The sequence below is a fragment of the Allocoleopsis sp. genome, assembly GCF_036703385.1.
In the GTDB taxonomy this organism is placed as follows: domain Bacteria; phylum Cyanobacteriota; class Cyanobacteriia; order Cyanobacteriales; family Coleofasciculaceae; genus Allocoleopsis.
On record NZ_DATNPA010000439.1, the window covers coordinates 1 to 9,074 of the forward strand.

Sequence of the window (9,074 nt, forward strand, 5' to 3'; positions counted from 1 at the left end):
CATGCGATCGCCGCTTTGAAAAACTTCCCAACGGCGCACCAGCAGTTAGAGCAACTGGCGGCTGACGAGAACCTAACACCTGTCTTAAAGCAAGGAGTTGCGATCGCGCTGGCACAATGGCACGTTTAGGGATGGGGAATAGAGGATGGGTCACAGGTTGGCAGGGACAGCAAGCTCAAGATTTAAACCTCCAACCTCCAACCTTCAACCCTCCAACCTCCAACCTCCAACCTCCAACCCTCCAACCCTCCAACCTCCAACCCTCCAACCTCCAACCTTCAACCTCCAACCTTCAACCTTCAACCTTCAACCCTCCAACAAATTAGCCATTTAAGCCTGATAAACCAACTTCCAGCTCACCATTAATAAGAGCGAGTAAATAACAAATCGCAGGGTACGTTGAGGGATAATTTTGCAGAGCCTAGCACCTACCAGTACCCCTGGTACCGTACCCAACCAGATAGGCAATACCAAACTCCAGTCAACAGTTCCAAGGCCGAGGTGTCCCAGGGAAGTAAACAGCAACAAAATTGCGGCTTGTGAAATATCTGTACCCACCAATTTACGAGAGTCAAGGCGGAAAAAGGCAATTAGCACCAGTGCAAACATCGAACCGGAGGACACACTAGTCAGACCCACCATACAACCTAAAACCGCACCCACACTGACACTTTGAAGACGACCCGACTTGGTTTTTAAGTCAAACTTGGGCAGTTCAGGTAACTTTAACTTAGGCACAAACGTCTTGAGCAGTAACTGCGCCAGTGCCGACACGGTAACCAATAGCATCATTGCACCGATCAAGCGGAGCAGGATGTAATCCAGGTTAATCGCTCCCGTATGCTGGAGCAGATATAAAATTCCGACGCCAGTCAGGGAACCAGGAACACTCCCTAAGGCCAGCCATTTGACTACTTGCAGGTCAATCGTTTGCTGCCGCCAGTGCTTGACACCGCCGATAAGCTTCATTAACGTGGCAGCCACCACATCAGAACTAACCGCGATCGAAGGTGGTACTTGGAACAGGAAAATCAACATTGGGGTGATGAGCGATGCTCCACCCACTCCTGTTAAACCAACGATGATGCCAACGAAGAAGCTCAAGAACGGTAGTAGTAAATAGTGCATAGGGCTGTCCTGTCTCAGAGGGTTAGAGTGTGGAAGCGATTCCCTACCATTCAGGGACGCTCTGCGAGTGGCATAGCTTCGCTTCACGCTGGAAGTCCGCTTTAACGTTGCGGCTAAGACACAGCAACGCAGGCGGCCTATAGGCAGGTCTTAGACCCAGCCCCTATCCGCCAGTTCACGCACCTCTCTCTTTAACAAAGCTTTGGTTGATTTAATCTACAGTAAGTCTATCGACTTAATGATAAATCATTACTAGAATCTTATTCTGCTTCCTGTGGAATTGGCAAGAGTTGAACTCATTTCATCAACTCTTGTTATTTTTTAGGGGTAAACTTCATGAACTCTTTAAGCTTTTATGGCAGTAAAACCCAAGTTGCGAGACCCTCTGTAGAAGTGTGAGTAAATCTCGCATAAATTCCGCGTTCATAAGGCGTGATTCCAGAGCGTTAAAGCAGTCCGTCAGAAATTGAACTATAAGGGCAAAAACTGTTGTAATTTGTTCCTTTATAATTTATAATTTCTATCTTAAAAAATAGTAATTCTGAGAATTACATCCTAAATTTCACTCTTACAGGAGAATATTAGAGAATAGCAGGAGGTATTTCTCATATTAGAGAATTTTAGTTACATCTTTTTAAGAATCAATTGTCGGATTTTTTGACAAATTGACTCAAATCCAACAATTTTATACCGCCCTTCCCAACAACTAAAGGCAGTTTCCCATCCCACTTATCTATGGCTTGCTTGTCTAGTATCTCTGGAGTTAAGGTGGAACGCAGCAATCTTTGCGCTTCAGCCTCTCCTCTGGCTAAATTCACCTTGGCTTCAGCCTCTTTTAAGGCTCTCAGCACCACAAAACCTGCCTTTTTTGCTTCCTGCTCAGCAATTTGTTTCGCCTCCACAGCATCACTAAATCGCTGCGAAAAGTGGACATGTACCAGAGATATATCATCAACCTGAATGTGATAGCTAATCAATCTTGTCGTTAATGTTTCGTCTACCCCAGCTTTCACTTCTTCTCGTTTGGTAATGATTTCTTCAGCGGTGTACTCGGCTATGACAGCTTTGATGACTTCTTCTACGGCTGGGTTGATAATCCTCTCCACAACTGCCGTCTCGTCGCCAACTTGTTGAAAAATAGCATTAGCTTCTTCTGGGATAATATGCCAATTGAGAGCTACATCCGTGAAAACCTCTTGTAAATCTTTCGAGGACGCTTCGGCAGAAATTTCGTGCTTTTGTACTCGCACACTCAGGTTTTTTACGGTATTGACTAGAGGGATAATGAAGTGAAGCCCTTCTCCTAGTACTCTCTGTTGTACTTTACCAAACTGCATTAGCACACCTCGTTCCCCAGCATGGACAATCACGAAAGGGGAGAAGAGAATGGCTACCAAGGCTAAAATTAAAATCAGTCTAACGGCTCTGTAAAGAGATTTTTTGGATGTCATAATATATGAAATAGTCTTAGGAAAGCATTGCGATTCCTTCCCAAGACTTAGATTTAAAATATAAAGATATCAGAAATAGCAGTTACTAGCTTCTCAATAAACTTGAGAGGCGCGATCGCATCCATTGCTGCATCCTACTGTACCGAGTTATTCCCATTAATTACCGGAGAATAATACGGGAGCTTGAAGAATGTTAAACTGCACTAATGCCAGAATCACAAGACTGTAGACGGTTGAGGAAACTAGACCCGTTAATAACTGTTTTTTAAGGTTATGCTCTTTGGGCTGCTCTTGAAAAACATCCACAGCCCCTACTTGCATCAAGAGAATCCCTAAAATGTTAGAGAGCCAGTATCCTGCGATCGCACAAGGCAGAAGTAAATCTGGGTTCAACCAGCTACAGAGATACCCAAAACCATAAGCAATTGGCAAATTAAAAAACAGGTCATTCCAAAATGATAGGGGCGATAGTAAAAATCCCAGTACTAGAAGGAATCCGCCTCGTAACTTTTTCAGCCAGACTTTTATACTGAAGCCCTCTTGCACGGGCTGTTGTAACAGATCGGAGCCCACCTCTCCTACTCGGCTCAGCTCGTCAATAACTTGTTTGGCGTTTTCCATTATAAGTGCATGATTCCGATATACTTACCGTAGTTTAATCCAGGCCGTAAGTAAACGTCTAGTGCAAGAAGGCAGTTCGCGTAGCGTTCTCCTTCTTGAGTAGACAGGAGGCAGAAGGCAGAAGACAGAAGGCAAGAAAGTTTGTATAGTAAGCTTTTTAACCTTTTTCCACTGGATAGTTATTTAGGCCACGCTGCACTAGTAGGTTCTGAAGTGAGCAGTGAGCAGTGAGCAGAAAAACAACATCCTTGAGTAGTAAAGTTATCCGATTTCATTAAGAAGGTTGAGGAATACTACGGTGAGGGTGCTTTAATTGACTACGCGATTGTCAATACCGAACCGATTAACGAGATGCTGCAACGCGTCTATGCTACTGAAAACAAGTTTCCCGTCGAGCCAGATTTGCAGGAGTGTCAGAAACTAGTGACCAAACAGGTAATCAGTGGCAACTTCGTGAAGGGAAAAACGATTTTGCGTCACGATAGTAGTCGGTTAGCCGAGATTTTAGCAGCTTTCCGCGAGAATCCCTCTCTTGCAATCGTTGATTCCTGACGGGGTAACTTTCAAGCAGGCGACTACTGAAAAGCTTGCCGGAGCGCGATCGGCTTGATGCTTATAGAGCCACTATACATCGCTGATACCGTATGCGATCGCTCTCATTTTTCGGTCTACTGAATTTAAGAGTTGATCAGCGACGAGGAGGACAGTAGACTGAATGTTCCTCTCTCGTACATGATGAATAGGCCCAAGGCAATCAGCACAAAAGGGACGATCGCATGACCGTAGCGGCTTAAAACCTGAGCAATCTTAGGTTGACGGGTCAATTGATAAGCCACAATACACCAAACTCCGACCATGACAAAAAAGACGGCGAGAATGACTCCCAATTTAACGAGGTTACTTCCTGCGAACAGCGGGATGTAGATGCTGATATTGTCACCGCCATTGGCAAAGGTTACCGCTGCTACTTGATAGGTTTGGGGAGCAAGGACGCTAGAAACGAAAGATGCGATCGCATTCCTGGGCGAGGCAGACTCAAAATCATGGGTGACTGTCTGCACCTGTTCTGTCTCTTCTTTTTGCCGAGTCACCAGTTGCTTAATACCAATGGCAATGGGTAGAAGTCCGAGTAATCCAATCCACTCGCGAGGTACCACCAAACCACCAAAAAATCCTGGTAAGCTGGCGAGGATGAGGAGTGTAAAACCCAGGTACTGACCGACTACAATATGACGACGCCGGAAGTTGGCATCGACTTGGGCAAAAAATAGCAGCAGGATAACGATGTCATCGATATTAGTGGCGACGAAGGCCGTTATCGCTTCAGGGATAGCGGTCCCAATTTCACTCATTAGGGAGTAGATTTGTTACTCAAATGCCAGGTTATACAAAGGGTTGAGGGGGGCTGTGAAGACAAAATAAATCACCCCAGCTCCCAAAAGCGTCAGGACAAGGCTGAAGAGAAGCACCCAGCGGTCTGGCGGTTCATAGGTATCTGCGTCAATATCGTGGCGCACGGCGAAGTAGTGCTGGGTTGAGAATAATACTGTTAGCAGACCGACTAAAGAGAAGACTAAGCCCAACTTCCATCCCGTGCCGGGATGGGGTACTAAGGGCGGTTGGAAGTGGCGAAGGCGAACGATGACAACGCCAAAACCCATAAGTGCGATCGCAGTCCGTATCCATGCTAGGTAAGTGCGCTCGTTCGCTAGGTGGTCTCGCACTCGTGATGGATTGCGCCGACCTTTCTGCTTGGCTTCTACATCTGGGGATTGTGTATCTACCTGAGTCGGTTTGTTTTCGGGTTCTGTCGGCCTAAATAGTAACTGCATCAATAAACACCCGCAATTTTTAGATTAAATGTACAAGTCAAACATTGATCAGTTATCAGTGAGCAGCGACTAGGTTACAGTGGGGTCTTGAACCCACCACTTCTGCCTTCCACGCTCATAGCTTTGGGTTAACAGTTGCGCTTGAGAAGTTAAAGCTTTTCTAGGGGAAGCTCTACTACTCAAGGATTTTGTTTCTATTCACTGGTCACTGCTCACTGTTCACTGGTACTGAAGAACGGCGTTTAGAAGGAGCTAAAGCCAAAATCTGAGATTTTTTAGAATCCATATCCTATTTTCCCAGATTTTCCCAGATTTTGGCTCTCATCCGCTGGAGTGAGGTATCTCAAGAACACAACTGTGTCTAAATCTAGCGTATGTTTAACGAGAGAAACTTGTTGGCAAAAGCTCTGTTAAACGAAGCCTTTTGCCTTTTAGCGTCTGTTGAGATAGCTCGGCTTTGGGGCAACTGGCTGCAATTCGGGTTGAGCTTGGGGCTGAGGCTGTGGTTGAGCTTGGGGCTGAGGCTGTGCTTTAGGAGAAGTATCGGATTTAACGGTGTCTTTTGCGGGATTGGTTGTCATTACAACAAAATTATCTCCCTTCGATTTTTTGGCAGCGGGTGCATTGGCAACTCGTGTATCGATCGCACTTTGGGGCACATTGGGAATAAACCAGTTCGTTTCACCGGCTTTGAGGGATTGAGTAGGAGGAATACTAAACTCAAAGGCACCTGTGTCTTGATTCGTCTTAACGATTAACTGAGTTCCATCAACCACCTTGATTGCCACAGGGCCTGCCAATTCTTGCTCTTGTCCGTTAGAGCTAATGGTTGTTTGCCCATCGCTGGGTAGATAAACACCTTGACAATCCCATTTCTTTTTGGTCGTTTGACCATCGGCTAAGAAATAAAGGCCATTGTCGTATGGGTAGCTGTCTTCGTAATCGTCATCATCAAACTTGGGTTTTGGCCCGTAGACAGCTAGTGTCTTTCCTGTTTCATTTCGACACTGCCCCCAGCTCATTCCCGTCTCTAGCGCATATTTCTGAAACTCTAACTCATCAATTTTCTTCTGAATTTCCTCAGGATTAGAGTTTTCCGTCTGAGCTTGTGCCTCTTGCTCCATCTTCAATTGATTAAGGGATTGAGTTACCTCTATGTAGTCAGGATTTTTGAGAAATTTTGGCTTGTCGGCAAATGCAGGTTGAGCAAACACTAAATTTGCTATAAAAATAAAGGCAATCAACACAGAGGTTATGAGTTTCATAATTTTCTCCTTTTTAAGCTTTTGGACTGGATTCTGGAGAATCTCTTGACCTTTCAAGATTGACAAGATTGTAGCGGGCTTCAGAATCGATATTCTGGATTTTGCAAATCTTTTAGGTCAGTTTAACTATTTTAGCATTTAAATTTTTTTTTATCCTCAAAAATCTAATTATTCTGGAATCTTTTTCCTGTTTTTTTTACTAGCAATTTTGGATTTTTCATTCATTTTTTTCGGTTCATACCCCATCTTTACTCAAGCTCAGGCTTGTGGGTGGAACAAATCTCAACTCTGTAAGTCCCGCACCATTTTGATCGAGGCCAATCCAAAATCCAAAATCTAAAATCCGTTGACCCCGTTTCAATTTTTCGCAAGTTCTTCCAATCGTCCGTTAATGCTGAATAGAGCCGCCAAACATGCACAACTTGCCCCTAGCGCGAGTGGAGTCAAAGCTTGACTTTCTAAGACAATGAATACACCTAATCCCATCAACACAAAAGGCACGAAGGTATTACCATAACGGCTCAAAAGGTGGGCGATCGCACTCTGATGAGTTAATTTGTAGGCTGTGTAACACCAAACTCCTACTAACAGAAAGAATATGCTGAGGATTCCGAGTAGACTCTCGAAGCTACTGCTGGCAAACAAGGGTACATAGATGCCAATATTGTCACTACCATTTGCCACGGTGACGGCGGCTACACTGTAAGCTTGGGGAGACAGCAAACTAGCAAATGGGGATTCCTGCGGCGACTGTATCTCTTCGTCACCCTCCTCATCGGAATCGCTGTCCCGACTCAGCAAACGCATCAATCCAAATGCGATCGGAACCAAACCTAAAAGTCCAATCCAGTGTCGTGGCAAGATTAAGCCACCAAAGAAACCGGGAAGACTAGCAATGACCAGTGCCGCGAAGCCGAGATACTGACCGATAACGATGTGTCGTCTGCGGAATGTGGCATCTACCTGAGAAAAAAACAGCAGCAAAATGACAATATCGTCGAGGTTGGTAGCACTAAAGGCGGCTAGTCCAGTGGGAATTGAAGTTACTAATTCGTTCATCTTTCTATCTCTTCTCCTGAGTTCCCTGATGAGTGATTAGTTATTAGTCCTGGGTTATGGGTAAATCGTATCGTGGCTACAGACTAATGATTATCCAATTACAAAATTAAAAGTCATCAAATTCATCAAATCCAACAGGAACAGTTTCAATAATCCTATCTCTGTTGTCGAATTTAGCGTGGATGGCTTCAACCCCCTGCTCCATTGAGATGACAATTTCGGGAGAACGCACTCTTTGTAGGATGAACCATCCACACGTTAGGAGCAGGTACATCAAGAATAGGTAAGGAAACGCATCGTAAGGAGCCTCTGGAACTGGGAACAGTTTGCTACCGGGAATTCCCACGCAGCCCAGAACGGGAATCATCATGAACCCAACCCCTGAAGCTGAAAATAGCAGATGTTGTGGACGCAGTTTTCTAATTTGGCGTAAGTAAACTGGTGCTGCGATCGAAATCAGGATGTAGACGGTGAGAAAGCCGAAACTCGCGATCGCTCCCAAGTAACCCATGCAGTCGAACAGCTTGATGTGAAACAGGGACATTCCAGCCGGTACCAAAAACATGAGCAGCGAACACATCGTCACCGCAATATGAGGTGTGCGATTGGATGAGTGTGCCGAACCCAAGGAGGAGTGAAACAAGCCATGACGCGCCATCGTGAAGAAGATGCGAGCGGCTGGATTGATACTACCCAGTACACAAGCAAAGAAGCTAAACAGGGCACTGAAGGCAACTAACTCTCCCAGGAAACCGACTCCTGCTTGTTGGGATAAGAAACCTAGAGGCTCTTCCGTAGAGGTAATCGACACTCCAGTTCCGCTAAAGCCCAACACCTCAATATAAGTCATCGAAACGAAGAATAAGCCTGCCATTAAGGCACTGCCGATCACCGCTCTGGGAATGCTTTTTAAGGGATTCTTCGCTTCATCACCCAGAGATGTGGCACTTTCAAAGCCAGAGAAACCAAACATGACGAGAACCAGTCCCATTGCCACGTTGCCTGGAGTGACACCTTGCAGAGTGAGCTGGGACATATCCAGAGCAAAGCCTTTGTGTGCCCAGATAATGATTCCCAAGACTGTAATTAGGACGAGGGAGGCTCCCTCCATCCACAGCATCGCCATCGCTGAAAGCTGGATATCTTTATAAGCGGCGTACCAGGAAATAGCTGCGCCGATCGCTAACAAAGTGATGGTCGAGGGGTGGATGCCTATATGACCGATTAAGTTACTGCTAAAGTTGGCAAAACCGCACAGAACCGACATTCCCGTAAATAGATAGGCTAGCACCAAACTCCAGCCGCAGATTACACCCGCCGTTGGGCCGAGCCCTTTGACAATGTAAGAGTAGAGTGAACCAGGAGAAGCTGAACGACTCGCGAACTGGTTGATGTTGATACTGACAAATACCAGCCCAATCATGCCAATCACGAAACTGAGCCAGGTACCGTTTCCTGAAAGGGCAACGATCAAGCCTAAATTGGATGCGGGTATAGTTGTCGGTGCAATAACGGCAAAAGATTGAGCGAGTACTTCCCCGAAGGGAAGGCAGTCTGGCTTCAAGCCATGAACACTTCGATGTTTTTGCTTCGTTTTGGTCATAGTCCTCTATAAAATCTCCTTTCACGGTCGAGCGATCAGCTTGGTTGGTGTATTACTTGCGATCGCTTCCTGGGGACGATGCCCTTTGGGCAATTGCGTCTGGACTCGGCTGAAA

At 45.7% G+C, this 9,074-nt stretch carries 10 protein-coding genes; 2 read left to right on the top strand and 8 right to left on the bottom strand.

Annotated elements, in window-relative coordinates:
• Positions 1–116 precede the first annotated feature (116 nt).
• Complete coding sequence (locus V6C93_RS21545; protein WP_333478728.1) at positions 117–326, top strand: hypothetical protein; 210 nt, start codon at positions 117–119, stop codon at positions 324–326.
• 4 nt (positions 327–330) lie between these two features.
• On the opposite strand, the gene V6C93_RS21550 is transcribed toward V6C93_RS21545, so the two are convergent.
• The 3 genes from V6C93_RS21550 to V6C93_RS21560 form a co-directional block, all read right to left on the bottom strand.
• On the bottom strand, positions 331–1,128 hold the full coding sequence (locus V6C93_RS21550) for a sulfite exporter TauE/SafE family protein (protein ID WP_333478729.1): 798 nt from the start codon (positions 1,126–1,128) through the stop codon (positions 331–333).
• Between the two features lie 641 nt (positions 1,129–1,769).
• Positions 1,770–2,579 (bottom strand): prohibitin family protein, encoded by an 810-nt coding sequence (locus V6C93_RS21555; protein WP_333478730.1) that lies wholly within the window; start codon positions 2,577–2,579, stop codon positions 1,770–1,772.
• A 156-nt stretch (positions 2,580–2,735) separates the two neighbouring features.
• Positions 2,736–3,200, bottom strand: a complete 465-nt coding sequence (locus V6C93_RS21560; protein ID WP_333478731.1) for a hypothetical protein — start codon at positions 3,198–3,200, stop codon at positions 2,736–2,738.
• 351 nt (positions 3,201–3,551) lie between these two features.
• On the opposite strand from V6C93_RS21560, the gene V6C93_RS21565 reads away from it, so the two are divergent.
• Positions 3,552–3,752, top strand: a complete 201-nt coding sequence (locus V6C93_RS21565) for a hypothetical protein (protein WP_333478732.1) — start codon at positions 3,552–3,554, stop codon at positions 3,750–3,752.
• Positions 3,753–3,877: 125 nt separating this feature from the next.
• On the opposite strand, the gene V6C93_RS21570 is transcribed toward V6C93_RS21565, so the two are convergent.
• The 5 genes from V6C93_RS21570 to V6C93_RS21590 all read right to left on the bottom strand — a co-directional run bounded on the left by V6C93_RS21570 (position 3,878) and on the right by V6C93_RS21590 (position 8,959).
• The gene (locus V6C93_RS21570; RefSeq protein ID WP_333478733.1) at positions 3,878–4,552 is read right to left on the bottom strand and encodes a cadmium resistance transporter; all 675 of its coding nucleotides are present in this window, start codon (positions 4,550–4,552) and stop codon (positions 3,878–3,880) included.
• 15 nt (positions 4,553–4,567) lie between these two features.
• Entirely contained in the window at positions 4,568–5,032 is a 465-nt protein-coding gene (locus tag V6C93_RS21575) for a DUF202 domain-containing protein (protein WP_333478734.1), read from the bottom strand.
• A 431-nt stretch (positions 5,033–5,463) separates the two neighbouring features.
• Positions 5,464–6,297, bottom strand: a complete 834-nt coding sequence (locus V6C93_RS21580) for a hypothetical protein (RefSeq protein WP_333478735.1) — start codon at positions 6,295–6,297, stop codon at positions 5,464–5,466.
• Positions 6,298–6,654: 357 nt separating this feature from the next.
• A complete protein-coding gene (locus V6C93_RS21585; protein WP_333478736.1) occupies positions 6,655–7,356 on the bottom strand; it encodes a cadmium resistance transporter in 702 nt (233 codons plus the stop codon).
• 106 nt (positions 7,357–7,462) lie between these two features.
• Positions 7,463–8,959 (bottom strand): APC family permease, encoded by a 1,497-nt coding sequence (locus V6C93_RS21590; RefSeq protein WP_333478737.1) that lies wholly within the window; start codon positions 8,957–8,959, stop codon positions 7,463–7,465.
• Between the last annotated feature and the right edge of the window lie 115 nt (positions 8,960–9,074).

What these genes read in the sequence shown, in the direction of transcription:
- V6C93_RS21545 (WP_333478728.1), top strand. Translation starts at nt 117, where the DNA reads ATGGCACGTTTAGGGATGGGGAATAGAGGATGGGTCACAGGTTGGCAG.
- V6C93_RS21550 (WP_333478729.1), bottom strand. Translation starts at nt 1,128, where the DNA reads ATGCACTATTTACTACTACCGTTCTTGAGCTTCTTCGTTGGCATCATC.
- V6C93_RS21555 (WP_333478730.1), bottom strand. Translation starts at nt 2,579, where the DNA reads ATGACATCCAAAAAATCTCTTTACAGAGCCGTTAGACTGATTTTAATT.
- V6C93_RS21560 (WP_333478731.1), bottom strand. Translation starts at nt 3,200, where the DNA reads ATGGAAAACGCCAAACAAGTTATTGACGAGCTGAGCCGAGTAGGAGAG.
- V6C93_RS21565 (WP_333478732.1), top strand. Translation starts at nt 3,552, where the DNA reads ATGCTGCAACGCGTCTATGCTACTGAAAACAAGTTTCCCGTCGAGCCA.
- V6C93_RS21570 (WP_333478733.1), bottom strand. Translation starts at nt 4,552, where the DNA reads ATGAGTGAAATTGGGACCGCTATCCCTGAAGCGATAACGGCCTTCGTC.
- V6C93_RS21575 (WP_333478734.1), bottom strand. Translation starts at nt 5,032, where the DNA reads ATGCAGTTACTATTTAGGCCGACAGAACCCGAAAACAAACCGACTCAG.
- V6C93_RS21580 (WP_333478735.1), bottom strand. Translation starts at nt 6,297, where the DNA reads ATGAAACTCATAACCTCTGTGTTGATTGCCTTTATTTTTATAGCAAAT.
- V6C93_RS21585 (WP_333478736.1), bottom strand. Translation starts at nt 7,356, where the DNA reads ATGAACGAATTAGTAACTTCAATTCCCACTGGACTAGCCGCCTTTAGT.
- V6C93_RS21590 (WP_333478737.1), bottom strand. Translation starts at nt 8,959, where the DNA reads ATGACCAAAACGAAGCAAAAACATCGAAGTGTTCATGGCTTGAAGCCA.